This window comes from Rhizobium sp. RAF36 (assembly GCF_052114105.1).
In the GTDB taxonomy this organism is placed as follows: Bacteria; Pseudomonadota; Alphaproteobacteria; order Rhizobiales; family Rhizobiaceae; genus Rhizobium.
In genome coordinates this window covers 259,103-283,499 of sequence record NZ_JBFREC010000001.1, presented here as the reverse complement: position 1 = coordinate 283,499, position 24,397 = coordinate 259,103, and the positions used below count along the sequence as shown (strand labels likewise).

Annotated in this window: 23 protein-coding genes; 13 read left to right on the top strand and 10 right to left on the bottom strand. The window is 61.0% G+C overall.

From position 1 onward, the window contains the following. Positions 1 to 168: 168 nt before the first annotated feature. Together carB and AB4Z25_RS01440 are read left to right on the top strand one after the other, a co-directional pair. The gene (gene carB, locus AB4Z25_RS01445; RefSeq protein WP_112515786.1) at positions 169 to 3,657 is read left to right on the top strand and encodes a carbamoyl-phosphate synthase large subunit; all 3,489 of its coding nucleotides are present in this window, start codon (positions 169 to 171) and stop codon (positions 3,655 to 3,657) included. 67 nt (positions 3,658 to 3,724) lie between these two features. Then, complete coding sequence (locus AB4Z25_RS01440) at positions 3,725 to 4,753, top strand: alpha/beta fold hydrolase (RefSeq protein WP_112537830.1); 1,029 nt, start codon at positions 3,725 to 3,727, stop codon at positions 4,751 to 4,753. A gap of 33 nt (positions 4,754 to 4,786) precedes the next feature. Here the strand turns inward: AB4Z25_RS01440 and AB4Z25_RS01435 are convergent, their stop codons facing one another. From AB4Z25_RS01435 to AB4Z25_RS01425, 3 genes are all read right to left on the bottom strand, one after another. Beyond that, complete coding sequence (locus AB4Z25_RS01435) at positions 4,787 to 5,224, bottom strand: VOC family protein (protein ID WP_112537831.1); 438 nt, start codon at positions 5,222 to 5,224, stop codon at positions 4,787 to 4,789. A gap of 94 nt (positions 5,225 to 5,318) precedes the next feature. After that, complete coding sequence (locus AB4Z25_RS01430; RefSeq protein WP_112537832.1) at positions 5,319 to 6,794, bottom strand: UdgX family uracil-DNA binding protein; 1,476 nt, start codon at positions 6,792 to 6,794, stop codon at positions 5,319 to 5,321. Further along, positions 6,794 to 8,026, bottom strand: coding sequence for a putative DNA modification/repair radical SAM protein (locus AB4Z25_RS01425; RefSeq protein WP_112537833.1), 1,233 nt, complete (start codon positions 8,024 to 8,026; stop codon positions 6,794 to 6,796). Before AB4Z25_RS01425 ends, AB4Z25_RS01430 begins: the two co-directional genes overlap by 1 nt. A gap of 241 nt (positions 8,027 to 8,267) precedes the next feature. Here AB4Z25_RS01425 and greA point away from each other — a divergent pair, with 241 nt between their 5' ends. Together greA and AB4Z25_RS01415 are read left to right on the top strand one after the other, a co-directional pair. Next, positions 8,268 to 8,744: a transcription elongation factor GreA gene (gene greA / locus AB4Z25_RS01420; RefSeq protein WP_112515781.1), complete on the top strand. Its 477-nt coding sequence runs from the start codon at positions 8,268 to 8,270 to the stop codon at positions 8,742 to 8,744. Positions 8,745 to 8,774: 30 nt separating this feature from the next. Further along, entirely contained in the window at positions 8,775 to 9,824 is a 1,050-nt protein-coding gene (locus AB4Z25_RS01415; RefSeq protein ID WP_112538011.1) for a glycosyltransferase family 4 protein, read from the top strand. A 91-nt stretch (positions 9,825 to 9,915) separates the two neighbouring features. Here AB4Z25_RS01415 and AB4Z25_RS01410 read toward each other — a convergent pair whose 3' ends face one another. Beyond that, entirely contained in the window at positions 9,916 to 10,890 is a 975-nt protein-coding gene (locus tag AB4Z25_RS01410; protein ID WP_112537834.1) for a glycosyl transferase, read from the bottom strand. 115 nt (positions 10,891 to 11,005) lie between these two features. Here AB4Z25_RS01410 and AB4Z25_RS01405 point away from each other — a divergent pair, with 115 nt between their 5' ends. After that, complete coding sequence (locus AB4Z25_RS01405; protein WP_112537835.1) at positions 11,006 to 12,055, top strand: polysaccharide pyruvyl transferase family protein; 1,050 nt, start codon at positions 11,006 to 11,008, stop codon at positions 12,053 to 12,055. 29 nt (positions 12,056 to 12,084) lie between these two features. Here the strand turns inward: AB4Z25_RS01405 and AB4Z25_RS01400 are convergent, their stop codons facing one another. The 3 genes from AB4Z25_RS01400 to AB4Z25_RS01390 are packed head-to-tail and all read right to left on the bottom strand — an operon-like array spanning position 12,085 to position 14,093. Further along, positions 12,085 to 12,744: a glycosyltransferase family 29 protein gene (locus AB4Z25_RS01400; RefSeq protein WP_162698680.1), complete on the bottom strand. Its 660-nt coding sequence runs from the start codon at positions 12,742 to 12,744 to the stop codon at positions 12,085 to 12,087. A gap of 28 nt (positions 12,745 to 12,772) precedes the next feature. Beyond that, the gene (locus tag AB4Z25_RS01395; RefSeq protein WP_112537837.1) at positions 12,773 to 13,618 is read right to left on the bottom strand and encodes a hypothetical protein; all 846 of its coding nucleotides are present in this window, start codon (positions 13,616 to 13,618) and stop codon (positions 12,773 to 12,775) included. A 10-nt stretch (positions 13,619 to 13,628) separates the two neighbouring features. Beyond that, a complete protein-coding gene (locus AB4Z25_RS01390) occupies positions 13,629 to 14,093 on the bottom strand; it encodes an Lrp/AsnC family transcriptional regulator (RefSeq protein WP_112386306.1) in 465 nt (154 codons plus the stop codon). A gap of 235 nt (positions 14,094 to 14,328) precedes the next feature. Between AB4Z25_RS01390 and trxB the strand changes: the two genes are divergently transcribed. From trxB to AB4Z25_RS01360, 6 genes are all read left to right on the top strand, one after another. Further along, a complete protein-coding gene (gene trxB / locus AB4Z25_RS01385; RefSeq protein WP_112386305.1) occupies positions 14,329 to 15,303 on the top strand; it encodes a thioredoxin-disulfide reductase in 975 nt (324 codons plus the stop codon). Positions 15,304 to 15,326: 23 nt separating this feature from the next. Then, complete coding sequence (locus tag AB4Z25_RS01380) at positions 15,327 to 16,223, top strand: LysR family transcriptional regulator VtlR (protein ID WP_112386304.1); 897 nt, start codon at positions 15,327 to 15,329, stop codon at positions 16,221 to 16,223. A gap of 548 nt (positions 16,224 to 16,771) precedes the next feature. Next, a complete protein-coding gene (locus AB4Z25_RS01375) occupies positions 16,772 to 17,065 on the top strand; it encodes a metalloregulator ArsR/SmtB family transcription factor (protein ID WP_112386303.1) in 294 nt (97 codons plus the stop codon). A gap of 2 nt (positions 17,066 to 17,067) precedes the next feature. Beyond that, positions 17,068 to 18,234, top strand: coding sequence for an MFS transporter (locus AB4Z25_RS01370; protein ID WP_112537838.1), 1,167 nt, complete (start codon positions 17,068 to 17,070; stop codon positions 18,232 to 18,234). Positions 18,235 to 18,261: 27 nt separating this feature from the next. Beyond that, positions 18,262 to 19,386: an alkene reductase gene (locus tag AB4Z25_RS01365; protein WP_112537839.1), complete on the top strand. Its 1,125-nt coding sequence runs from the start codon at positions 18,262 to 18,264 to the stop codon at positions 19,384 to 19,386. A gap of 252 nt (positions 19,387 to 19,638) precedes the next feature. After that, positions 19,639 to 20,436: an aminoglycoside phosphotransferase family protein gene (locus AB4Z25_RS01360; protein ID WP_112537840.1), complete on the top strand. Its 798-nt coding sequence runs from the start codon at positions 19,639 to 19,641 to the stop codon at positions 20,434 to 20,436. Here the strand turns inward: AB4Z25_RS01360 and AB4Z25_RS01355 are convergent. After that, positions 20,433 to 21,437 carry an NAD(P)H-binding protein gene (locus AB4Z25_RS01355; protein WP_112537841.1) on the bottom strand — a complete coding sequence of 335 codons (1,005 nt, stop codon included), beginning with the start codon at positions 21,435 to 21,437 and terminating at the stop codon, positions 20,433 to 20,435. The genes AB4Z25_RS01360 and AB4Z25_RS01355 overlap by 4 nt on opposite strands. An 87-nt stretch (positions 21,438 to 21,524) precedes the next feature. Between AB4Z25_RS01355 and AB4Z25_RS01350 the strand changes: the two genes are divergently transcribed. After that, positions 21,525 to 22,433, top strand: a complete 909-nt coding sequence (locus AB4Z25_RS01350; RefSeq protein ID WP_112537842.1) for a LysR family transcriptional regulator — start codon at positions 21,525 to 21,527, stop codon at positions 22,431 to 22,433. Positions 22,434 to 22,466: 33 nt separating this feature from the next. On the opposite strand, the gene AB4Z25_RS01345 is transcribed toward AB4Z25_RS01350, so the two are convergent. Next, on the bottom strand, positions 22,467 to 22,751 hold the full coding sequence (locus tag AB4Z25_RS01345) for a DUF2188 domain-containing protein (RefSeq protein WP_112537843.1): 285 nt from the start codon (positions 22,749 to 22,751) through the stop codon (positions 22,467 to 22,469). 224 nt (positions 22,752 to 22,975) lie between these two features. On the opposite strand from AB4Z25_RS01345, the gene AB4Z25_RS01340 reads away from it, so the two are divergent. Then, complete coding sequence (locus tag AB4Z25_RS01340) at positions 22,976 to 24,073, top strand: calcium:proton antiporter (RefSeq protein ID WP_112537844.1); 1,098 nt, start codon at positions 22,976 to 22,978, stop codon at positions 24,071 to 24,073. A gap of 6 nt (positions 24,074 to 24,079) precedes the next feature. Here AB4Z25_RS01340 and AB4Z25_RS01335 read toward each other — a convergent pair whose 3' ends face one another. Next, on the bottom strand, positions 24,080 to 24,340 hold the full coding sequence (locus AB4Z25_RS01335; RefSeq protein WP_442207815.1) for a type II toxin-antitoxin system Phd/YefM family antitoxin: 261 nt from the start codon (positions 24,338 to 24,340) through the stop codon (positions 24,080 to 24,082). Positions 24,341 to 24,397: the final 57 nt, after the last annotated feature.

Genomic DNA, 24,397 nt, shown 5'->3' with positions numbered 1-24,397 from the left:
CTCGGGAGCGTCAGCGGATTCCTGTCGATTCCGCAATTTATGGGGTTCCGTTTCGGTTTCGCTTTGCCTATAAGCCGCTTCTAGCCTGAAAAGACCCTCAATGCGCGACCCGACCCGGTGCCTCCCACCCTGGCCGGTTTTCTGCGCAGCTAGAAACGGATATCGCCCATGCCGAAGCGCCAAGACATCAAATCGATCCTCATCATCGGCGCAGGACCGATCGTCATCGGCCAGGCTTGCGAATTCGACTACTCGGGAACCCAGGCCTGCAAGGCGCTGAAGGAGGAAGGCTACCGCGTCATCCTCGTCAACTCCAACCCGGCAACGATCATGACCGATCCGGGCCTGGCGGACGCGACCTATGTCGAGCCGATCACCCCCGAAGTCGTCGCCAAGATCATCGCCAAGGAGCGACCCGACGCGCTGCTGCCGACCATGGGTGGCCAGACGGCGCTGAACACCGCGCTTTCCCTCAAGAGAATGGGCGTTCTCGACCGCTACAATGTCGAGATGATCGGCGCGAAACCCGCTGCCATCGACATGGCCGAAGACCGCGCCCTCTTCCGCGAAGCCATGGACCGGATCGGCCTGGAAACCCCGCGTTCGATGCTGGCCAACGCCACCGACATCAAGGATCTCGACCGCAAGACGCATGAGGCTGAGCGCAACAAGCTCAAGGAAAGCCTCTCCGGCGCCGATCTCGACAAGGCGCTCGACGCGCTCGAAAACCAGTGGAACCTCGGCGAAACCGACCGCAAGCAGCGCTACATCAGCCATGCCATGGCGATCGCCGCGCAGGCGATCGACGTCGTCGGCCTGCCCGCCATCATCCGCCCGTCCTTCACCATGGGCGGCACCGGCGGCGGCATTGCCTACAATCGCTCGGAATTCTTCGAAATCATCGGCGGCGGCCTCGATGCCTCGCCGACGACGGAAGTGCTGATCGAGGAATCGGTTCTCGGCTGGAAGGAATATGAAATGGAAGTCGTCCGCGACAAGGCGGACAACTGCATCATCATCTGCTCGATCGAAAACATCGACCCGATGGGCGTCCATACCGGCGATTCGATCACCGTCGCGCCTGCCCTGACGCTGACCGACAAAGAATACCAGATGATGCGCAACGCCTCGATCGCGGTTCTGCGCGAGATCGGCGTCGAGACCGGCGGCTCGAACGTCCAGTTCGCCGTCAACCCGAAGGACGGCCGCCTCGTCGTCATCGAAATGAACCCGCGCGTCTCGCGCTCCTCGGCGCTGGCTTCCAAGGCCACCGGCTTCCCGATCGCCAAGGTCGCGGCCAAGCTCGCCGTCGGCTACACGCTCGACGAGCTCGACAACGACATCACCGGCGGCGCGACACCGGCCTCGTTCGAGCCGTCGATCGACTACGTCGTCACCAAGATCCCGCGCTTTGCTTTCGAGAAGTTCCCGGGCGCCTCGCCTGTTCTCACCACCGCCATGAAATCGGTCGGCGAAGTCATGGCGATCGGCCGCACCTTCGCGGAATCGCTGCAGAAGGCGCTGCGCGGCCTCGAAACCGGCCTCACCGGCCTCGACGAGATCGAAATCCCGGGCGTCGAAGAGGGTGAATCCAGCCAGAACGCCATCCGCGCCGCCATCGGCACGCCGACGCCGGATCGTCTGCGCATGGTCGCCCAGGCGCTGCGCCAGGGCATGAGCCCGGAAGAAGTCCACGAAGGCTGCAAGATCGATCCGTGGTTCATCGCCCAGTTCAAGGCGATCGTCGACACCGAAGCCCGCATCCGCGAGCACGGCCTACCGCAGGATGCCGCCAATCTCCGCAGCCTCAAGGCCATGGGCTTTTCCGACGCCCGCCTGGCAACACTGTCGGGCAAGCGCCCGAAGGAAGTGGCGGAACTGCGCAACAGCCTGAACGTCCGCCCGGTCTTCAAGCGCATCGATACCTGCGCTGCCGAATTCGCCTCGCCGACCGCCTACATGTATTCGAGCTACGAAACGCCCTTCGTCGGTGCAGCACGCTCGGAAGCCGAAGTCTCCGACCGCAAGAAGGTTGTCATCCTCGGTGGTGGTCCGAACCGTATCGGCCAGGGCATCGAGTTCGACTATTGCTGCTGCCATGCCGCTTTCGCACTCCGCGATGCCGGCTACGAAGCGATCATGATCAACTGCAACCCGGAAACCGTCTCGACCGACTACGACACTTCCGATCGCCTCTATTTCGAGCCGCTGACGGCCGAAGACGTGATCGAGATCCTGCGCGCAGAGCAGGAAAAGGGCGAAGTCGTCGGCGTCATCGTCCAATTCGGCGGCCAGACCCCGCTGAAGCTTGCCGAGGCGCTCGAGAAGAACGGCATCCCGATCCTCGGCACCGCGCCTGATATGATCGACCTTGCCGAAGACCGCGACCGCTTCCAGAAGCTGCTGGTCAAGCTCGACCTGACGCAGCCGAACAACGGCATCGCCTACTCCGTCGAGCAGGCCCGCCTCGTCGCCACCGAAATCGGCTTCCCGCTGGTCGTGCGCCCGTCCTACGTTCTCGGCGGCCGCGCCATGCAGATCATCCATTCGGAATCGATGCTGCAGACCTACCTGCTGGATACCGTGCCGGAACTGGTGCCTGAAGACATCAAGCAGCGCTATCCGAACGACAAGACCGGCCAGATCAACACCCTGCTCGGCAAGAACCCGCTGCTCTTCGACAGCTATCTCTCGAACGCCATCGAAGTCGACGTCGACTGCCTCTCGGATGGTACCGACGCCTATGTCGCCGGCATCATGGAGCATATCGAGGAAGCCGGCATTCACTCCGGCGACTCGGCCTGCTCGCTGCCGCCGCGCACCCTGTCGACGGAAATGCTCGACGAGCTGGAGCGTCAGGCAAAGGCCATGGCCAAGGCGCTCAACGTCGTCGGCCTGATGAACGTCCAGTTCGCCATCAAGGACGGCACCGTCTACGTGCTCGAAGTCAACCCGCGCGCCTCGCGCACCGTGCCCTTCGTCGCCAAGACCATCGGCGCGCCGATCGCCAAGATCGCCGCACGCGCCATGGCCGGCGAGAAGCTCGATGCGACCTTTGCCGCCTATGGCGAAAAGCCCGATCCGCGCAACCTCAAGCACATCGCCGTCAAGGAAGCCGTCTTCCCCTTCGCCCGCTTCCCGGGCGTCGACACGCTGCTCGGTCCGGAAATGCGCTCGACCGGCGAAGTCATCGGCCTCGACACCGATTTCGCGCTGGCCTTCGCCAAGTCGCAGCTCGGTGCCAGCGTCGAGCTGCCGCGTGACGGAACGGTCTTCGTCTCGGTTCGCGACGAGGACAAGCCGCGCGTTCTGCCGGCGATCCGCCTGCTGGTCGCCGAAGGCTTCAAGGTCCTGGCAACCGGCGGCACCGCCCGCTATCTCGCCGAACAGGGCATCACCGCCACCAAGATCAACAAGGTTCTGGAAGGACGCCCGCATATCGAGGACGCCATCCGCAACCGTCAGGTCCAGCTGGTCATCAACACGACCGACGGCAACAAGGCGATCTCGGACTCCAAGTCGCTGCGCCGCGCCACGCTGATGCAGAAGGTACCCTACTACACGACGATGGCAGGCGCCGAAGCCGCAGCGCAGGCGATCAAGGCGCTGCGCGCCGGCAATCTCGAAGTCCGCCCACTGCAGAGCTATTTCGCGTAAATCGCGAAATTCTTAACCGGCTTTCTGATATTCCTCGCCGCAGGGAACGCTGCGGCGGGGAAGCAAGATGAGAAGCATAGCCATCCGGATCGCCAGGATTCTCGCCGGCATTGCCGGAGCTGTCATCGGCATCGCGCTTCTCTTATTCGCCGGCTTCTACGCCGCCTCAATCTGGCGTGAGAGCCTGCCGCCCGGCCGCGACGGTCAGCCCGGGGAATATCTCCAGGCAGACGGCCTCGACCTGCACTACAAGCAATGGGGACCGGATAGCGGTCAGCCGATCCTGCTCATCCCCGGCGCCATGGCATGGTCGGAAACCTGGGAGCCGATCGCCGGGCGGCTGGGCGCAGCCGGTTTCCGCGTTATCGCCCCCGACCTGCCGCCGTTCGGCTATTCCGAACGCCCATCCTCCGGAGATTATTCGCGCAACGCACAGGCCCGCCGCATCCTCGCCTTTGCAGATGCCCTGGGGCTGAAGAGCTTCGTGCTGCTCGGCCATTCTTTCGGCGGCGGCGCAACCGTCGAGACCGCGCTGACCCGGCCGGATCGTATCGACGGCCTTGTTCTCCTCGATGTCGCACTCGGCCTTGGCCACCCGCCATCAAAGCCGCCGCTGGCGCCGCTTTTCGCAGCGCCGGGCCTGCGTGAGGCGATCATGGCAGCCACCTTCACCAACCCTCTCATGATCGGCAAAGGGCTGCGCGATTTCGTCGACGACGACGATGCCGTCGCCACACCGGAACGGATCGAAGTCTACCGCCGCCCGCTTGACGTCAAGGGCACCAGCCACGCGATCGCCGACTGGTTCGTCACCGGTCTCTTCGGCAACGAGGAAAACTCCCGCGCTTTCAAAGCGGAAAATTACCGTGGCTTCGAAAAGCCAGCGCTCCTCATCTGGGGCAAGGAAGACAGCGTCACGCCGCTGGCGCAGGGCGAAGAGATCGCCAGCCTGCTGCCGAAGGCGCAGCTTTCCGTGCTCGACGGCGTCGATCACATCCCGCAGATCGAAGCACCGGAGAAGACCGCCAGCCTGATCGCCGCGTTCATGACGTCGCTGCCGGTGACGGATACGAATGGCGCCGCTTCGAACCCATAACGGCGGCGCTCAGATGCCATCGTTGATCTCGCCTTAGCCGAGTTCCTCGGCAAGCCCGATCAGCAACCCTTCGGGCCCACGGATGTAGCAAAGCAGATAGGCATCCTCGTACCTGACGACGTCTCCCACCAGCTGCGCACCACATGCACGAAGCCGCTCGAGCGTTTCGTTCAGATCATCGACGGTGAACATGGCGCGGAGATAGCCGAAGGCGTTGACAGGCGCATTCCTGTTATCCGCCACGACCTCGGGCCGGATGAAGCGTGAGAGTTCCAACCGGCTGTGGCCATCCGGCGTACGCATCATGGCAATCTCGACATGCTGATCGCCGAGCCCCGTGACGCGCCCCGCCCACGCGCCTTCGATCGTGGCGCGCCCTTCGAGTTCCAGACCAAGTTCGCCAAAGAACGCGATCGCTCTCGTGAGATCGTCGATGACGATGCCGATGTTGTCCATCCGCTTCAGTGCCATGACTGCAGTCTCCCTTATCGTTACCTCATGCAAAGGATGCTTGAGACGACCCGCAACCGACAGCTCTTGGGCCCTCTTTTTTTGAATCGGATTGTCAGGCAGCGGAATCAGTTTTCGAAAGCGCCGCCATAAGCCTCTGTATTTCCACCATATCCCGCTGGAACAACGCCGTCTGCTCTGCCCTGTCGCGCTCATCGGGGAGCCGCAGCAGATAGGACGGATGCACGGTGGTGAACAGCAGCCGTCCGTTCGCCATCCGCATCGCCTGCCCCCTGATATCGCTCAGCTTGTGCTTCGTTTCCGTCAGCGAAGCGAGCGCCGTCGCGCCCATCGCCACGACGATTTTCGGCTTCACCAGATCGAGCTCCAGTTTCAGCCACCAGCGGCAATGCTGCACCTCGCCCATATTGGGGCGCTGGTGGATGCGCCGCTTGCCGCGCGGCTCGTATTTGAAATGCTTGACGGCATTGGTGACATAGAGTGCCGATCGGTCGATCCCTGCCGCCTGGATCGCCTGATCGAACACCTTGCCGGCCGGCCCGACGAACGGGCGCCCCGCCAGATCCTCCTGATCGCCCGGCTGCTCGCCGACGAAAACGACATCGGCATTCCCGGGGCCCTCGCCGAACACCGTCTGCGTCGCCTTGGCATGCAGCGGACAGCGCGTGCAGACGGCGGCCTGCTCCCGCAGCGCCTCGAGCGTCCCGGCAGGCGCCGGTTCCGGCTGCGGCTGGTTGCGAGCCGCTTCCTGCAGGCGATCGTGAAACGGCTGCGGCGTGCTCGCCTCGCGTTTGGCCATCTCAATCACCCGGCTCTCCGCATTGGCAATCAGCCCGGGAATGAGATCGGCCTCCGGCAGGTTTTTCCAGTATTTCTTCGGCATTTCGGCCTGCATCGCCTTCACCTTCAGCCGCGCCGGGTTGAAGATATTGGCATAGTAGGTGCGCCACAATTCGTCGGCGTCGTCGGTAAGATCAGGCTTTTCGCAGGGCTCATGGCTGGTCGTCAGCTTCACGCCGTCCCACCCGGCCGAACCCTTCGGTGTCAGGATGATCCAGTCCATGTCGTTGAACCGCCGCTGGAAGAACGACGCCTTACGCACGACGATATGATGATCCGGCTCGAACCAGGCGAGAAACTTCCGCCGCCCGTTCATCGAGATACCGCTGCCGACCTCCTTGAAGCGCACGAAGGCGGTCATCTTGTGCGCGTCGCGGCGCACGCTCTTTTCCAGAAGGCGGGCTCGCGCCACATCCTCGTCGGAAACGATATCAAGCAGCTTTTTGTCGGATTGCAGCCGCCAGAGCAGCCGGTACAGCAGCGAGAAGCGCACCGGATCGCAATGGCAGATGACCGCGGATGCCAGATCGATGAAGGCCTGCGGCACCGTCATCGGCTTCCCACCCGCGGGCTGCGGCGGCAGCACGTCTTCTTCCCAGAACAGCTGCTTGTCGCCGCCCCTCTCCCACCACTCGATATCCTCGGGCGGAATGCCTGCCAGCGCCAGCGACCGGGCGGCATCGCGCCACTCGAAAAAGTCACCCTTGCCCTGCAGCGCCACCTTCAGCATCAGAGCAACTGCAGCTGTTCGGGTTTCGGTTCGAACATGGCACGCAAATCCGGCCGCTCGATCAGCCGTCTCGGCGTCCATCCCTCGGCCGTCACGAAGGCCTGCACCTTCTTGATCGACACACCGAGCCGCGCCAGATCCTCGATGCGAAGCCTGCGGAAACGGCGGCCGGAGAGAATGCCCTTCACCGCCTTGGTGCCGAGCCCCGGCACACGCAGCAGCATCTCTTTGACGGCCCTGTTGATATCGACAGGAAACTGCTCGCGGTGGCCAAGCGCCCAGGCAAGCTTAGGATCGAGATCGAGATCCAGCATGCCGCCCTCCTGTGTCGCGGTGATCTCGTCGATCCCGAAACCATAGAAGCGATAAAGCCAATCGGCCTGGTAGAGCCGGTGCTCGCGCATCAGCGGCGGTTTGATCAGCGGCAGATTTCTCGATGAATCCGGGATCGGGCTGAAGGCGGAATAATAGACGCGGCGAAGCCCGTAGCTGCCGTAGAGCCGGGCACTGGTGTCAAGAATGGTGGCATCATTGGCGCCATCGGCTCCGATGATCATCTGCGTGCTCTGCCCGGCCGGCACGAAGCGCTTGCGCCGCTTCGTCTGCAGCGTTGGCTCGCCGGCTTCCTCGATCTTCAGCCGCAGATCCCCCATCGAACGTCGGATGCCAGAGGGTTTCTTTTCCGGCGCCAGACGGGTGATGCCGCTATCGGTCGGCAGCTCGATATTGAGCGATAGGCGGTCAGCATAGAGCCCCGCCTCCTCGATCAGCTTCGCAGACGCCTCCGGAATGGATTTCAGATGGATATAGCCGCGGAAATTATGGGTGACGCGCAGCTCCCGCACGACCCGCACCATCTCCTCCATCGTGTGATCGGATGAGCGAATGATCCCCGACGACAGGAACAGGCCCTCGATATAATTGCGCCGGTAGAATTCCAGCGTCAGCCAGACCACCTCCTCAGGCGTGAAGCGCGCCCGCTCGACATTGCTGGACGAGCGGTTGATGCAGAAGGCGCAGTCATAGATGCAGAAATTGGTGAGCAGGATCTTCAAGAGCGAGATACAGCGTCCGTCAGGCGCATAGGCATGGCAGATACCGGACCCTTCCGTCGAACCCAGGCCGCCGCTCGCTCCCGAATCACGCTTCGTGGTGCCACTGGAAGCGCAGGAGGCGTCATATTTCGCAGCGTCCGAAAGGATCGCCAGTCTTTCTTTCAGCGTCTTCTTCATTGTTTTGTTCACTATATGTTCCATCGCTAAAAGTCAAGCGAACCACGGGCATTTGCCGGAAACGGCTGCGAATACAGCGCTGGGTTGGAGATCCCGATACGAATTTTATGGCAATCGGCATTTGCGATCTGCTATAAGCAAAGCAACTAGGATGGTTTGCACGGTTCCGAAGTTCTCTTCGGGACCTGTTTTCTTTTGTGTCTGTGCCTACCGGAAGACACGAAGATCAAAGGACGGGAAAATGGTAGATAAGGTACCGATGACGCAGGGTGGTTTCGTCAAGCTGCAGGAAGAACTGCGCTGGCGCCAGCAGGAAGAGCGTCCCCGCATCATCGAAGCGATCGCCGAAGCACGTGCTCATGGCGACCTGTCGGAAAATGCCGAATATCACGCCGCCAAGGAAGCCCAGAGCCATAACGAAGGCCGTATCGGCGAGCTCGAGGATCTGACGGCGCGCGCCGAAGTCATCGACCTCTCCAAGATGTCCGGCGACAAGATCAAATTCGGCGCCAAGGTAAAGCTCGTCGACGAGGACACCGAGGAAGAAAAGACCTACCAGATCGTCGGCGATCAGGAAGCCGACGTGAAGGCCGGCCGCATCTCCATCTCCTCGCCCATCGCCCGCGCGCTGATCGGCAAGGAAGTCGGCGATTCCATCGAGGTCAATGCGCCCGGCGGCTCGAAGGCTTACGAAATCCTCCAGGTTTCCTGGGGCTGATCTTCCGTGGCCGCAGATCGCGACCCCGCCATCATCGATATCCGTGACGTCGAGATCATCGCGCCGAACTTCAAGCGGCGCCTGTCCGGCGTCACGTCGACGATCATCCAGTTGATTCCCGTGCAGCGGGCGCTCGGCCAGAAGATCGCCGCCCTCGGCCCCGGCCTGCCCGCAAGCCTGCCGCATATCCGCTTCCGCGACCTCATCCATCTCTGGACGCCGCCAGCAGGCAGGAAACACCGCGTCTGGCACGCGCGGCGCAATGTCGAGATGCTGCCGGCGATCATCATGCGCGATCTGCTGCGCATGAAGCTGAAGATCGTCTTCACCTCGGCCTCCCAGCGCAAGCATACCGGCTGGACCAAATGGCTGATCTCGAAGATGGACGCGGTGATCGCCACCAGCGGCAAGACCTCGGCCTATCTCGAAGTCGCGAACACCGTCATCCTTCACGGCATCGACACTGCCCGCTTCTCTCCGCCTGCTGACAAGGCGGCGGCAAAGGCAGCCGTCGGCCTCGACTCCACGAAGAAAATCGCCGGCTGCTTCGGCCGTGTGCGGCATCAGAAGGGCACCGACCTCTTCGTTGACACGATGATCCGCCTCCTCCCGGATCGCCCGGACTGGATCGCCATCATCGCCGGTCGCGCCACCGCCAAGCATATCGATTTCGAAAATCGCCTGAAAACCCGCGTCACCGCAACAGGCCTTACAGACCGCATCCTTTTCGTCGGCGAGCACACCGATATCAACGAGTGGTACCGCGCCCTCGACCTCTTCATCGCCCCCCAACGCTGGGAGGGCTTCGGCCTGACGCCGCTGGAAGCGATGGCATCGGGCGTGCCTGTCATCGCCACGGATGTTGGGGCGTTTCCGGAGCTGCTGATGAATAGCGGCGATGGCCCGGAGGCCATGATTGCACGCGACAGCCTCGAGGCGATGGCAAGCGCGGCAGCGCTGTACATGGATGATATGCCGCTGCGCGAAACGCTGGCCGAAAAAGGGCTTTCCCACGTTCTTGAAGATTTTCAGATCGACATGGAAGCCAAGCGCATCGCCGCCGTCTACCGCTCCGTTTGACGCAAATTACTGGCCGCGCTTGAAAAACTCGAATCTGCGCGGCAGACCGCCCAGAGCACGGCTTAGCGTCTGAATTCACGAACGATACGCATCATTCACTATGTTCGACGGCCAAATCATCCTTCTGCGCGGAAGCCCAGGCATAGCGTGAATCATACGGCAATCCGCATTCAGACAGTGCGGAAATCGGCGAGAAATTCAGTACTTCAGTCCCTTGAGCGATACAGACGCCGATCCCAAGCACGATGTGGGCGAGAATACGCCGTTTCGCATGCGCTATTCCCGACTTCGCGATGCTACCAATTCTCTCGTAGAAGCGCGGCCCGTTTGCATTGGAAATATCGACGCCAAAGAAACCGATGGTCGCCGGGTTGCAGTAAGCAGCAAACTGAAACGCGCTAATCGCCACCGAACCACCTTGAAAGACACCTTTGGATGGGTCGGATGAAAATCCGGCCTCGTCGGCATGGACCCGTACGAAGTCCAGGTCAGCCAACTGATAATATTCCCGCCGCTTGCCGCCGTAAGGTTTGCGAATGTTGTCGATCAGGATCACGGTCTTGTCAGCAAGCCAGTCGTCATTGATTTCGCATATGGCGCGGATAACCGCCGTCGAAAACAGGCAGGTACTTCCCGCCCCAATCTTTTCGGCCATAAGCTGGAAATGCCTCCAGACAAAGCGCTCATCCTCTATAGCGATAGCGAGGGGCGCATCGATCCCTTCCGTCAACAGGCTGATCGCCCCGTTCAGCAGGATAGCCGTGCGCGGACCAATAAGGGACAAATCGTTCGACCGCAGAGAAGGGCCCGAGCCGATGATGAAAATTTCCTGACTTGCAGAGTTCTTCAAGACAGCGGGGTGCAACAGGGGCGAAATGCTATTGCCGCGATAGACGATCGTTCCTGTCTCAAATGGCTGCTGTGGAATGGTCAAAGAGAGGCCGGGTAGCCAGTCCTGAGTGTGCGCTCCGCTTCTACCCCACAGAACGTACATAAGAATTCTAAAGATGGACCGGCGCCACGGCCGTTCGGATCCCAGCACAATAAGGCCTTCCTTGCCCACCATTTACTTTGCCATTCAAACAGGAAATCGCAAACGCACCGGCAGGCGTCAAGCATGCAAAAGTTGATAGGTATTCTGCGAGAGCGTAAACGCTTTAAAGGCATCGATAGTTCAATAGATGGCGACCTGGGAAGGCACCGAATTGTCAATAAATGCAGTCATTTTGAACGATACGCGCGGCGACAATCATTTCGGCTGTTTCCGTGTGATGCGAACCATCGAAGACAATCTCGTCAGTCGCAGAATCAACATTGCCGCGCGGAGCATTGTCCGCAACAACTGGGAACACGACAAGCCGCTTTTGCGTGCCATCGCTGAATGCGACCTCATCATCATCAATGGCGAGGGTACACTGCATCATGGAGCGCGCGCCGGCGAGCGTTTATTGCGGATCGCCACCCATCCGGCGCGCGGCAAAAAGCCGGTCGCCCTGATCAATGCGCTCTACCAGGAAAACCCGCCGGAGTGGGCTCGATATCTTGAGCGCATAGATTTGATATCGACCCGCGATTCCTGGAGCGCCGAGGCCGCATCCGCTGCCGCTGGCCGAAAGATCGACTTCCTGCCGGACCTCTCGCTTTGCAGCGACCCCATCAGCCCCAATGCCACAGTTGCGCGCGATATGCTTCTTGTTGGAGATTCAGTGTCTCGAGAGGTATCGAAAGCCCTGCTTGATCTGGCTGCATCCCGCCCTGACGCGCGTTTGCTGCCAATCCTCAAGACCATCAAGGCCAGCAAACCACATTTCCCAGCACCGCTGAAAATGTTACGCGAGGCCTACATTCGCCTCCATGCAGAAGCTTTCAGACTGCGGAGGCGCAACGTCTGGTTCAACAAGGACGAAGCCGGTTTCATCAATGCGCTTCAGCATGGCTACCTGCATGTGACAGGCCGTTTTCATGCCGTATGCCTCTGCATTCTGTCAGGCACGCCCTTCCTGGCTCTGAAATCCAACTCCTGGAAGACAAAAGCCCTGCTCAAAGACCTTGGCCTAGATGACAGCCGCCTGACCGAAATCGGACAGCTTCAGGAGCGTTTGAGAAGGCCGGAAGAGTTTGCCTACACATCGGAAGAAGAAAAAGCGATCGCCAGTGCCCTCCACCGGGCCAGCATCGATGCTTCCAAACTTTTCGATCGCATTCGGGCTCTGGCTGACGATCGGCGATGACGAAATTACGCCGCCTGCGCCCTCAATATTCAAGCATTGATATTCAGCGAGAATCGGTGATCGGAAGCCAGAAGCTTCCGGACATAGCTTTCCTCTGTGCCGTAGTCGTGCGGTGTCTCGCGGCTGTTATGCTCGTTGGACAATGAAAGGCTCCGATAGAAATCAAAGCCATAGAGCGACACCGCCAGGCATGGCGAACGTTCGAGCAGATCAACCAGCATCAGTCCTGTCGTCGGCCTATTGCCAACTTTAGCGCAGAGTGCCTTGTGGCTCGCAGGCGGGTAAAGGAAAAAATTCGGCCATTTCAATATCCAGCCCGGTAGCGCGTTGCGTGGCGGCGACATCCACAACAGGTGGCTGGCTCCCTTTTGCGCCATGATCTGGCGATCGAGTTCTATGCTGGTCGCAATCCAGTCTGTTCTCGCCCCGTGAGAACGCTTGTCAGGCATAGGCGCCTGATTGCAGCGAATGACAAGGTCGTGGCTATCGATCGACGCGCCGAAATCACTCTCAGACAGGCTACGCGCATTGCCAACCAAGGCGACGGACTTGAACCGGAGGGCTTCGAACATATCGGCCTCGCTCAACGGCGACACATAGGTCAGGCCAAACAGCCGGCGAAACTTTCCGACCACGCGGCCTCGCCTCTTCTCCAGTTTAGCGCTGAAGCGATTGGTCAGCCGCTGCAAGGTTCCTCTGCTCACAGACGCGCCCCGATCATCTAAGCGCTGATGCATCGGTCACCAGCGCATAGACGAGCCGGGCCAGATACATGTTCTTCGGCCGCAGAAACTTTCTAAAATAAGGGATGTCAGACAGATCCCGCTCATCCATCGCACGCTTTTGACGCTGCGAAAGCTCATGAAACTCGTAGGTCCCCCGGTAAAACGGCAGAAGCGAACGCTTCTTCTTGCCGCCGCGATATGAGACCGGAAACGGTACATGCATCATGATCGGGGTGAAGGGAAACAACCGGACGCATCCCAAACGGCTCAACATTTTCTTGTTGTCGGCTTCGCTGTCGCGAAATTCCCACTTGAGCGAATTCAGCACAGATAGCCGGATGATGCCTACGTCAGCATAGGAGCGGCGCGGGTCGCCTGCAGGAAACGCGTAAGCGCGCTGCGGCTCCAATATTTCATATTCGTATCCCTTCCGCAGGAACCGGGGATCGACCTGCAGAACCATTTTATCGCTGTTGAACAGATCGTAATATTGCTGGCAAATAGCCTCATCCATCGGCCGCACGAACTGCATGTCGTCCTGGATCAGGAAGATATACTCGTAGCCCTGAGCGCCTGCCAGCTCGCACATTCTTTGAATGTTGTTGTATAAGTGGCCGTGGCGGCGCCCTTCTTTGGCACCTTCCGATGTCAGGCAATACCGGAACGAACCGCGATGCCTGTGGATGACCGCCCTCGTCTGTTCGTCCTCGCTCTGATCATCGATGATCGCCAGATCAAAGCCCGGGCACATCTTGAGCGTCGACAAGATACACCGCTCCAAGGTCTGCCCCATATTGTAGGAGAAGATGCAAAGCAGCGTATTTTCGGCAGTGAGCATAGCCTGCCCCTTAAACCTCAACCAGTCCCAACCGCTTGACCTGCCGGATCGTCAGCATCGTGCGCACGGTATCGACATGCTCGTTCGCCGTCAGCACCTCGATCACGAAGTCTTGGAAGCGGGTCAAATTCTCCGCCACGCAATGCAGCAGGAAGTCGCTGTCGCCGGAGACCATCCAGGCCTGGCGGACCAGCGGCCAGTTGGACGTGGCGGCGGCGAAGGCTTTCAGGTTGGCTTCGGACTGGTGCTTCAGGCCGACCATGCAGAAGGCGACGAGGTCGAAGCCGAGCTTCGGGCTGTTCAGCATCGCGTGGTAGCCCTCGATGATACCGGCTTCCTCGAGCTTGCGTACGCGGCGAAGGCAGGGCGGCGCCGAGATGCCGACCCGGTCGGCGAGCTCGACATTGGTCATGCGGCCGTCCGCCTGCAGCTCTCTCAGAATCTTTATGTCGATGACATCGAGTTCGGCACGCACAGAGCCTTAGCCTTTCTTTAATTCGGTCGCGCCAGCTTCTATATAAAGTGCCGTAATAGGCAAGAATGTTTCGCCGTCGCGGTGGATTCTTGCACAGCAGATCGCAATGCCTTGTTGGTAATGCAAGGCTGCCCTTGAATAAAAGCACTGGACGTTCATAAATGAGCGAGGAACGCGAAACGGCCTCATTCGCTCTCTAGCCGCAGCGTCCCCGCCAGTCGAAAGGAAATCAGACATGTCCGCCCGCCACACGAAGGTGCTCATCATCGGCTCCGGCCCTGCCGGCTATACGGCTGCCGTCTATGCGGCGCGTGCGATGCTGAAGCCGGTGCTGATTGCAGGCATGGAGCAAGGCGGCCAGCTGATGATCACGACCGACGTCGAGAATTATCCGGGTTTTGCCGATCCGATCCAGGGCCCGTGGCTGATGGAGCAGATGCTGCAGCAGGCCAAGCACGTCGGCGCCGAAATCGTCAACGACCTCGTCACCGAAGTCGAGATGAACCAGCGCCCCTTCGTCGCCCGCACCGACAGCGGCCAGGTCTGGACCGCCGATACGCTGATCATCGCCACCGGCGCCAAGGCCAAGTGGCTCGGCATCGAGAGCGAGCAGCATTTCCAGGGCTTTGGCGTGTCTGCCTGCGCCACCTGCGATGGTTTCTTCTACCGCAACAAGGACGTCATCGTCGTTGGCGGCGGCAACAGCGCCGTCGAGGAAGCGCTTTATCTCTCGAACATCGCCAAGTCGGTCACGGTCGTGCACCGCCGCGACAGCTTCCGCTCGGAAAAAATCCTGCAGGAGCGCCTGTTCGCCAAGGAAAACGTCAAGATTCTCTGGAATACCGAGATCGCCGAAATCACCGGCACCCCGGCCAAGCCGCCGATGCCGCCGTCGGTTTCGGGCGTCAGGCTGCGCGATACGCGCACCGGCGCAATCTCCGATACCGTCATCGACGGCGTCTTCGTGGCGATCGGCCACGCGCCGGCCACCGAACTCTTCAAGGGCAAGCTGAAGCTCAAGGACAACGGCTATCTCTGGACTGCCCCCGATTCCACCGCAACCAGCATAGAGGGTGTCTATGCTGCCGGCGACGTGACGGATGATACCTTCCGGCAGGCGATCACCGCCGCCGGTCTCGGCTGCATGGCCGCGCTCGAGGCCGAGCGATATCTGACGGGCCACATGCCCGTTGCCGTGGCCGCGGAGTAAGCATGGCTATGAGGGGTGGGGGAATGCCATTGGATTGGGACAAGCTGCGTATTTTTCACGCAGCTGCCGAAGCGGGTTCATTCACGCATGCGGCCGATAAACTGCATCTGTCTCAATCCGCCATCAGCCGCCAGGTCAGCGCGCTGGAGCAGGATGTCGGCACCAAGCTGTTTCACCGCCACGCGCGCGGCCTGATCCTGACGGAACAGGGCGAGCTTCTGTATCGCACCGCGCATGACGTGCTGCTGAAGCTCGAAACCGTGAAGATGCAGCTTACCGAAACGACGGAAACGCCGTCCGGCAAGCTGCGCGTCACGACGACGGTCGGTCTGGGCCAGGGCTGGCTGACGGACAAGATCCAGGAGTTCATGCAGCTCTATCCGGATGTTCAGATCCAGCTGATCCTCGACAACGAGGAAGTCGACGTGAACATGCGCCACGCCGATTGCGCCATTCGCCTACGCCAGCCACAGCAGTCGGACCTCATCCAGCGCAAGCTGTTCACCGTGCATATGCACGTCTATGCGGCCCCCTCCTACATCAACCGTTACGGCGAGCCGCAGACGGTGGAGGATCTCGACAATCACCGCATCATCACCTTCGGTGAGCCGGCGCCGAACTACCTGCTCGACGTCAACTGGCTGGAGATCGCCGGCCGCTCGTCGGACAACAAGCGCATTCCGCATCTGCAGATCAACAGCCAGACCTCGATCAAGCGCGCCTGCCTGCTCGGCATGGGCGTCGCCTGCATGCCGGATTATATCGTCGGCCGCGACCCCGGCCTGATCCAGCTGGCGATCAATGCGGACGTGCCGTCCTTCGATACCTATTTCTGCTATCCCGATGAAATCAAGAACGCCGCGAAGCTCAAGGCCTTCCGCGATTTCATCGTCACCAAGGCCAGAAACTGGAACTTCTAGGCGGCGTTTCCTGGAATAAATTGCCGACTATGCAACTCACGCATGACTGACATGCACAAAAGGGGGTTGCCGTTTGCCCATTTAAACACCATATCGCACATAGCTGATGCACATGGCGGCTTTTCCTCCCAGTTCCGCCGCATTAGCTGTTCCCCTCTGGAGGTTTTTGACCTTCACACCTTAAAAGGGCCCCGAGCTTTCGGTGGCCCTCTTTTTTTGCCCAAAATTCGCTGCACCGCAGCATAATTTGTGCAGCGCATAGCAGGCATGCACAAAAGTGCATTGCAACCTGCCCAATAAACCACCATATCGCACATAGCTGATGCATTTCGTGGTTCTCTCCCAGTGCCACCGCATTAGCTGTTCCCCTCTGGAGGTTTATTGACCTTCACACCTTTAAAGGGCCCCGGCTTTCCGGTGGCCCTCTTTTTTTGCTTAAAATTTAATCAGAAAAATATCTCGCAGGAGCTCACACCGTCGTGACTTGCATATCGTAGACCGTCGATCCATATATCGGGAAATTTCGATTTACGGATCGGCACGGAACGATGGATAAGGACGAAATCCTCAAGGCGCTTTCTCATCCGACACGGATGGAAATCCTCAACTGGCTGAAGAATCCCGAGGCACATTTCAAGTCTCAGGAGCATCCGCTGGAAATGGGTGTCTGCGCCAGCCAGTTCGAACGTTGCGGTCTGTCGCAATCCACCGTCTCCTCGCATCTCGGCACCCTGCACCGCGCCGGCCTAGTGACCACCCGCAGGGTTGGCCAGTGGATCTTCTACAAGCGAAACGAAGAAACGATCGCCGACTTCCTCAAGCAGCTCTCCCGGGATCTTTGATCATGCCCCTCGCCCTCCTCGTCCTTGCCCTGAGCTCCTTTGCGATCGGCACCACGGAATTCGTCATCATGGGCCTGTTGCCGGAGGTCGCTGCCGATCTCTCCGTCAACATTCCCCAGGCAGGCTGGCTCGTCACCGGCTATGCGCTGGCTGTTGCCGTCGGCGCGCCGCTGATGGCCGTCTCGACCGCCAAGCTGAAGCGGCGCACGGCGCTGATCGCGCTGATGGCGATCTTCATCGCCGGCAATATGCTCTGCGCCATCGCCCCGAACTATTGGGTGCTGATGTTCGCGCGCGTCGTCACCGCGCTCTGCCATGGCGCCTTCTTCGGTATCGGCTCTGTCGCCGCCGCCGGCCTCGTCAGCGAAGACCGCAAGGCGCGCGCCGTCGCCCTGATGTTTACCGGCCTGACGCTGGCAAACGTGCTTGGCGTGCCGATCGGCACCGCCATCGGCCAGGCCTATGGCTGGCGCTCCACCTTTGCCGTGGTCACCGTCGTCGGCATCGTCACCATCCTCGGCCTGATCGCCATCCTGCCGAAGGACAAGAACGAAACGCAGGGCAGCCTGCTCGCCGAAATCTCGGCGCTGCGCAACGGCCGCCTGTGGCTGGCGCTGTCGACCACCGTGTTCTTCTCGGCCTCGATGTTCGCGCTCTTCACCTATATCGCGCCGCTTCTGCGCGACGTTACCGGCCTGTCGCCGAAGGGCGTCACCTGGACGCTGTTCCTGATCGGTCTCGGTCTCACCGTCGGCAATCTGCTGGGCGGCAAGCTCGCCGACTGGAAGCTCGGCGTAACGCTTGCCGGCGTCTTCGCCGCAATCGCCGTCACCTCGATCGTCTTCAGCTATACCAGCCGCTTCTTCATCCCGGCCGAAATCACCCTGCTCGTCTGGGCGATCGCCACCTTTGCCGCCGTCCCTGCCCTGCAGGTCGGCGTCGTCAGCTTCGGCAAGGATGCTCCGAACCTCGTCTCGACCATCAATATCGGCGCCTTCAACACCGGCAATGCGCTGGGTGCCTGGGCCGGCGGCATGGTGATCGAGAGTGGCTTCGAGCTGACCCGCGTTCCCCTGGCCGCAGCGCTGATGGCCTTTATCGGCCTCGGCGCCACGGCACTCACCTATCTCTCCGCCAAGGGCAAGACAGCCCCCGCCCCGGCCGAGTGATCTCCCGCCAGAAAAGGAAATACCTTTATGACCAAGCTTTTTGAACCCACACAGGTTGGCGATATCGCCGTCAAGAACCGCATCGTCATGGCGCCGCTGACGCGCAACCGCTCGCCGGGTGCCGTTCCGAACGACCTGAATGTCGAATATTACCGCCAGCGCGCCACCGCCGGCCTGATCATCACCGAAGCAACCCCGATCACCCATCAGGCCCAGGGATATGCCGACGTGCCCGGCCTCTACACCAAGGAAGCGCTCGACGGCTGGAAGCGTGTCACCGATGCTGTTCACGCCGAAGGCGGCAAGATCGTCGTGCAGATGTGGCATGTCGGCCGAATCTCGCACACCACGCTGCAGCCCAATGGCGGCAAGCCTGTTTCCTCCACCAATCGCGCCGCCAAGGGCAAAACCTATCTCGTCAATACCGACGGCACCGGTTCCTTCGCCGAGACGTCCGAGCCCCGCGCGCTCGAAACCTCCGAAATCCCCGGCATCATTGAGGATTACCGCAAGGCCGCACGCGCAGCCATCGATGCTGGTTTCGACGGTGTCGAAATCCATGGTGCCAACGGCTACCTGCTCGACCAGTTCATGCGCGACGGCATCAACGACCGCACCGACCAGTATGGCGGCTCGATCGAAAACCGCACCAAGCTGACCTTCGAAGTGGTCGACGCCGTGACCAAGGAGATCGGTGCCGGCCGCACCGCGATCCGCCTGTCGCCGGTCACACCCTCCAACGACAGCTACGATTCCAACCCGCAGGCGCTGTTCACCCATGTGGTCGAAGGCCTGGCGAAATATGACCTTGCCTATATCCACATCGTCGAGGGCCAGACCGGCGGCGAGCGCGACTACAAGCAGGGCGACAATCCGTCCTTCGACTACAAGGCGCTGTGCCAGGCCTATGAAAAGGCCGGCGGCAAGGCCGACTGGATGGTCAATAACGGCTACGACCGCGCAACGGCCATCGACGCCGTCGAAACCGGCCGTGCCGACCTCGTCGCCTTCGGCAAGCCCTTCATCGCCAATCCCGATCTGGTGAAGCGCCTGGAGAAGAACCTGCCGCTCAACACCCCGGATCAAACCACCTTCTATGGCGGCGGCCAGAAGGGCTATATCGACTACCCGCTGGCCGACAAGGTCGCGTAAGCCTGCAAAAGACAGTTGGAGATCCCGCCTTCGTGGCGGGATTTCTTTTTGGGCCCGCCTCCACGGTTTCCCTCATTCCTGTGCTTGTCACAGGAATCCAGCGCCGCGCGTCTGCGCGGCAGAAGACTTCCCCAACGCTGTCATTCACGCGCAGACGCGCCGTGGCTGGATTTCTGTGACAAGCACAGAAATGAGGGCGTGCGGGAGCCGGAACTCTTCAAACGCAGGTCCCGGCCCACTACCTTCACCCACATGTTCGAACCCTACCTCTCCCGCTGGGCGCTCACCCCGGACGGCTCGCCGATCACCACCCATTGCAGCAATCTCCTGCCCGTCATCTGGCGCGGCAAACCGGCGATGCTGAAAATGTCCGACGACGAGGCCGAGCAAGCTGGCGGGGCGGTGCTCGACTGGTGGGATGGCGACGGCGCGGCCAAAGTCTATGCACATGACGCGCATGCGGTTCTCATGGAGCGCTCGCTCAGCACCCGCTCGCTGCTGACCATGGCGCGACAGGGCAGCGACGACGAGGCAACGCGGATCATGTGCCGCACTGCCAAGAGGCTGCATGCCTCGCGCGGCAAACCATTGCCGAAGCTGATACCGCTGGAACAATGGTTCCGCGACCTTGCACCCGCCGCCGCCCGCCATGGCGGCACGCTCGCCGATTGCGACCGGATCGCCCGCCAGCTTCTGGCGACCCCTCAGGATATCACCGTGCTTCACGGCGACATCCATCACAGCAACATTCTAGACTTCGGCGATGACGGCTGGCTGGCGATCGACCCCAAGGGCCTCCATGGCGAACGCGGCTTCGACTTCGCCAATACCTTCGCCAACGAGGATCTGGAGATCATTGCCACACCCGGCCGGCTGCAGCGCCAGTTGCCCATCGTCGCCGAAGATACAGGCATCGATCCACGCCGCCTGCTGCAATGGATCGCCGCCTATTCCGGTCTTTCCGCTGCCTGGTTCCTGGGCGACGGCTCGACGGAGAGTGCCGAGCTGCAACTCACCATTGCCCGCATTGCCATCGCCGAACTCGGCTAGCGCACCACAGCCGCGCGGCTATCGCTCAGCAATCCCGCCGGCTTCGGCAGGCAGCCGAGCGCCATCAATGAGGCCCGCACAGCGTCGTCGACAGGCGTCTGCGGCTCACGCCCAAGCTCTGCGACAAGCTTCTCGTTCGACATGCGGATCGGCTCCTTCCAGAGGTAGCCCATCTCCTTGACCTCCCGCATGACGGTGACGAAGGGCGCCGCAAGCGGCACGATCCACCACGGAAAGGCGCCGATCTTCGCGCGCCCGCCGGAGACGCGGCGGATCGCCTCGGCCATCTGCCTGCCGTCGCGGTCCCAGAAACCGTCCATGTGATAGACGGCGAAATCAGGCAGCGAGGATGCCCGTTCGATAAGCTCGGCCATCGTTTCGGCGACATCCGGAAGATAGGCCCATTGATGGCCGATGCCTTTGGGCGACGGGTTCTTCAGGGTCTTTACCGGCTTTCCGGGCGCGACGATCTGCGAAAACCAGCTGTTGCCGGTCGCACCCGGCCCGAAGAAATCGCCGGCACGGACGATGATGACGCCGGTCCCCGCATCCGCCGCACGCTTCAGCCGCCTCTCCATCTCGGCACGGATCGCGCCCTTGCGGGTGACGGGGTTTTGCGGGCTATCTTCCCGCAGGATGGGAAAGGCGTCCGGGCCGAAATTATAGACCGTTCCCGGCAGCACGATCCGCGCGCCAACTGCCCGCGCCGCGGCGATCGTATTGCCGAGCATCGGCAGCACCAGCTTTTCCCAATCGCGATAGCCTGGCGGATTGACGCCGTGGACGATGACGCTGGCGCCATCGGCGGCGGCGGCAACATCAGCAGCATTCATCGCATCGCCCTGTACCCACTCGAATGCCGGCTGGCTTCTGGAAGCCTTCGCGGCGTCGCGATTAAGCGCCCGAATATGCCATCCGCGTCCAGCGAGGTTCCGCGCCACCGAGCCACCGATGCCGCCTGTCGCACCAAGCACGAGCGCAATCTTCCGATCTTCAGTCATATCGATCTCCTTTGATGGAGATGATTGTCCCGCAGATGACAAATAAACGAAATTGACGAAATAAATGCATCATCTATACATAAATTTATGATCGAAGAGCCGAGCTGGGATTTCTACCGCACCTTTCTGACCGTGCTCCGCCACGGATCGCTCTCGGCCGCCGCCCGCGAACTCGGCCTGACACAGCCGACCGTCGGCCGCCATATCGACGCGCTGGAGCAGGCTGTCGGCACGCAGCTGTTTACCCGCTCGCAGAGCGGATTGCTGCCGACCGAGGCCGCCCGCGCATTGGCGCCCTTCGCTGAAACCATGGCGTCAAGTTCGTCGGCGCTATTGCGGGCCGCATCAGGTCACCGCGACCGGATCGAGGGAACGGTGCGCATCAGCGCCAGCGAGGTGATTGCCGTCGAAGTGCTCCCGCCGATCCTTGCATCCCTGCAGGACCGCCACCCGGCGCTCGAGATCGAGCTGTCCGCATCGGATGACGTCGAGGACCTGCTGAACCGCGAGGCCGACATTGCTGTGAGGATGATGGAGCCGCAGCAGGATGCCCTTGTCGTCCGGCGCATCGGCGACATCCCGATTGCCTGCTACGCTCACCGCGCCTATCTGGCGCGCCACGGAACACCGGAAACGCTTGAGGATATCGGCAATCACCGGCTGATCGGCTTCGACCGGCAAACGGCCTATGTGCGGACGATGGTGCAGCGCTTTCCGGCCGCCGGCGGCATCGCCTTTGCGTTCCGCACCGATAGCTACCTGGCGCAACTCGCCGCCATCAGAAGCGGCTGCGGCATCGGCATGTGCCAGACCGGTCTCGGTGACGCCGACCCGAACCTCGTGCGCGTCCTTCCTGGCATCATGGACATGCATATCGGCACCTGGGTGGCGATGCACGAGAACCTGAAGACCTCGCCGCGCTGCCGCGCCGCCTTCGATGCCCTGGTCGAAGGGTTGAAGATCTATCTGGACAATTGCGTGAGCACGCGCGCCTGACGGCGCACGATCGAAAGACGGATTTCCGGCGCCTCAGGCGCCGGGAGAGGCTTCCGCCCCGCGGCGGCCGGCAAGAAGGCCATCCACCACTTCGGTTTCCGGACGGTCGCCGCCCTCGGCATATTCCTCGTGCCACTTGCCCTTGTCGTCCTGCCAGCTGATCTCGGCGGAATCGCCGCCGACCTGCTGTTCGGCAGCAACGATACGGGCCGCTTCGAGCGCCTCGGCATGCGACGGAAAGGCCTCGGAATAGACGCCACCGAGCCTGTAGGCCCAGCCTCCGTCATGCGGGACAACCTCATAAACCACCTTGACCATGCACCTCTCCTTTTTCTCGTGGGCGCGACGAAAAACTTCCGGGAGTGATCCGGCCGGTCGCGGTGGCAAAAGAAGACGAGGGCACGCCGCGATTGTGTCCGGCAAACCGATGAGGCAGTATTCCATTAAATTCGCATTAGCGCAAACTGCACCCTCGAAGCGCCATCTTGATTAAAGAAATCATCGGCTTAGATTGATCGCATGAATCAAATCCGGAGCCAGGCGTGACACTGATTTCACGATTGCGGGACGAGAAATTTCTGATTGTCGCGTTCCTTGCCGCCATCGCCGGCTACGGGCTCGAACATAGCGTCATGGCGATGGGCCGCGGTGCCGCGCTGATCGCCGCAGCAGCCCTTGTCGGCACCATAGTTCTCGCCTCGATCCGGGTGGCACACCATGCCGAAATCCTCGCCGTCAAGGTCGGCGACCCCTATGGCACGATGATCCTGACGCTGTCGGCGGTGATGGTCGAAGTCATCATCCTCGCCATCATGATGTCCGGCGAAAGCTCGCCGACGCTGGTGCGCGACACGATCTATTCGGCGCTGATGCTCGACATCAACGGCATCCTCGGCCTCGCTGCCCTGCTCGGCGGTCTGAAGCATGGCGAGCAGCCCTATAACGACAACTCCGGCAAGACCTATGGCGTGATGATCCTGACGGCCATCGGCATCTCGATGATCGTCCCGGAATTCGTGCCGGAAGCCAAATGGCACTATTACTCGGCCTTCACCATCGTCGCGATGATCGCCCTCTACGGCCTCTTCCTGCGCATGCAGGTCGGCCAGCACAGCTATTTCTTCAGCTACAGCTACCCTCGCGTCGAGCGGAAGGCAGGATCCGCAGACAAGGAACATGCTGACGAACCGGCATCCGCCTCGATCATCACCATTTTGGTCGGCGTCGTCATCATTGGCGGTCTTGCCGAATTCATGTCGGCCTTCATGACCGAAGGCCTGCGCGACACCGGCGCTCCGATCGCCCTGACCGCCATCGTCGTCGCCGCCATCTCCGCCGCCCCCGAAATCCTCACTGCCCTTCGTGCGGCGCTGAAAAACCGCATGCAGGCAACCGTCAACATCGCCATGGGCGCCTCGCTCTCGACGGTGATCCTGACCGTCCCGGTGATGGAAGCCATCGCGCTCTACACCGGCCAGCCCTTCGTCATGGCGATGACGCCCGTCCAGACCGTGATGGTCGCCATCACCCTGATCGCCGCCGCCATCAACCTCAACGACGGCGAAACCAACGCCATCGAGGGCATGACGCATTTCATCCTGTTCGCAACGTTCCTGATGCTGACGGCTCTGGGGCTTTAGATCAAGTCACGGCAGGGGCCGGAGCAGAAAGTCTTCAGGCAAGGGATTGTCGAAGTCATCGGCGATAAAGCCAACAGCGTTCTTTATGCCGCGCGATTCCAGATACGCTTGTCCTGCGGCAAGGTTGATACCGCCGCGAGACTTATGCGGCACAAGATCAAAAACCGGACGTCCGTAGCGAGTAACAACGACCGTTTCGCCCTGCTCCACCTCGCGGGCAAGTTCGGTTAGCCGTTTCTTGGCGTCGCTTATCGATACAGTTTTCATGAGCCTACTTTAGCTACAGCGGCTGCATCGTCAAATCAGATCGTTCAGCCTTGCAGT

Bases quoted from the DNA above. Each gene is read 5' to 3' on its own strand.
- AB4Z25_RS01375 (WP_112386303.1), top strand. From the start codon at position 16,772: ATGGATAAGGACGAAATCCTCAAGGCGCTTTCTCATCCGACACGGATG.
- AB4Z25_RS01355 (WP_112537841.1), bottom strand. From the start codon at position 21,437: ATGACTGAAGATCGGAAGATTGCGCTCGTGCTTGGTGCGACAGGCGGC.
- AB4Z25_RS01370 (WP_112537838.1), top strand. From the start codon at position 17,068: ATGCCCCTCGCCCTCCTCGTCCTTGCCCTGAGCTCCTTTGCGATCGGC.
- AB4Z25_RS01410 (WP_112537834.1), bottom strand. From the start codon at position 10,890: ATGGTGGGCAAGGAAGGCCTTATTGTGCTGGGATCCGAACGGCCGTGG.
- AB4Z25_RS01440 (WP_112537830.1), top strand. From the start codon at position 3,725: ATGAGAAGCATAGCCATCCGGATCGCCAGGATTCTCGCCGGCATTGCC.
- AB4Z25_RS01430 (WP_112537832.1), bottom strand. From the start codon at position 6,794: ATGCTGAAGGTGGCGCTGCAGGGCAAGGGTGACTTTTTCGAGTGGCGC.
- AB4Z25_RS01435 (WP_112537831.1), bottom strand. From the start codon at position 5,224: ATGGCACTGAAGCGGATGGACAACATCGGCATCGTCATCGACGATCTC.
- AB4Z25_RS01335 (WP_442207815.1), bottom strand. From the start codon at position 24,340: ATGAAAACTGTATCGATAAGCGACGCCAAGAAACGGCTAACCGAACTT.
- AB4Z25_RS01380 (WP_112386304.1), top strand. From the start codon at position 15,327: ATGCCATTGGATTGGGACAAGCTGCGTATTTTTCACGCAGCTGCCGAA.
- AB4Z25_RS01360 (WP_112537840.1), top strand. From the start codon at position 19,639: ATGTTCGAACCCTACCTCTCCCGCTGGGCGCTCACCCCGGACGGCTCG.
- greA (WP_112515781.1), top strand. From the start codon at position 8,268: ATGGTAGATAAGGTACCGATGACGCAGGGTGGTTTCGTCAAGCTGCAG.
- trxB (WP_112386305.1), top strand. From the start codon at position 14,329: ATGTCCGCCCGCCACACGAAGGTGCTCATCATCGGCTCCGGCCCTGCC.
- AB4Z25_RS01395 (WP_112537837.1), bottom strand. From the start codon at position 13,618: ATGCTCACTGCCGAAAATACGCTGCTTTGCATCTTCTCCTACAATATG.
- AB4Z25_RS01405 (WP_112537835.1), top strand. From the start codon at position 11,006: ATGGCGACCTGGGAAGGCACCGAATTGTCAATAAATGCAGTCATTTTG.
- AB4Z25_RS01345 (WP_112537843.1), bottom strand. From the start codon at position 22,751: ATGGTCAAGGTGGTTTATGAGGTTGTCCCGCATGACGGAGGCTGGGCC.
- AB4Z25_RS01365 (WP_112537839.1), top strand. From the start codon at position 18,262: ATGACCAAGCTTTTTGAACCCACACAGGTTGGCGATATCGCCGTCAAG.
- carB (WP_112515786.1), top strand. From the start codon at position 169: ATGCCGAAGCGCCAAGACATCAAATCGATCCTCATCATCGGCGCAGGA.
- AB4Z25_RS01425 (WP_112537833.1), bottom strand. From the start codon at position 8,026: ATGAAGAAGACGCTGAAAGAAAGACTGGCGATCCTTTCGGACGCTGCG.
- AB4Z25_RS01350 (WP_112537842.1), top strand. From the start codon at position 21,525: ATGATCGAAGAGCCGAGCTGGGATTTCTACCGCACCTTTCTGACCGTG.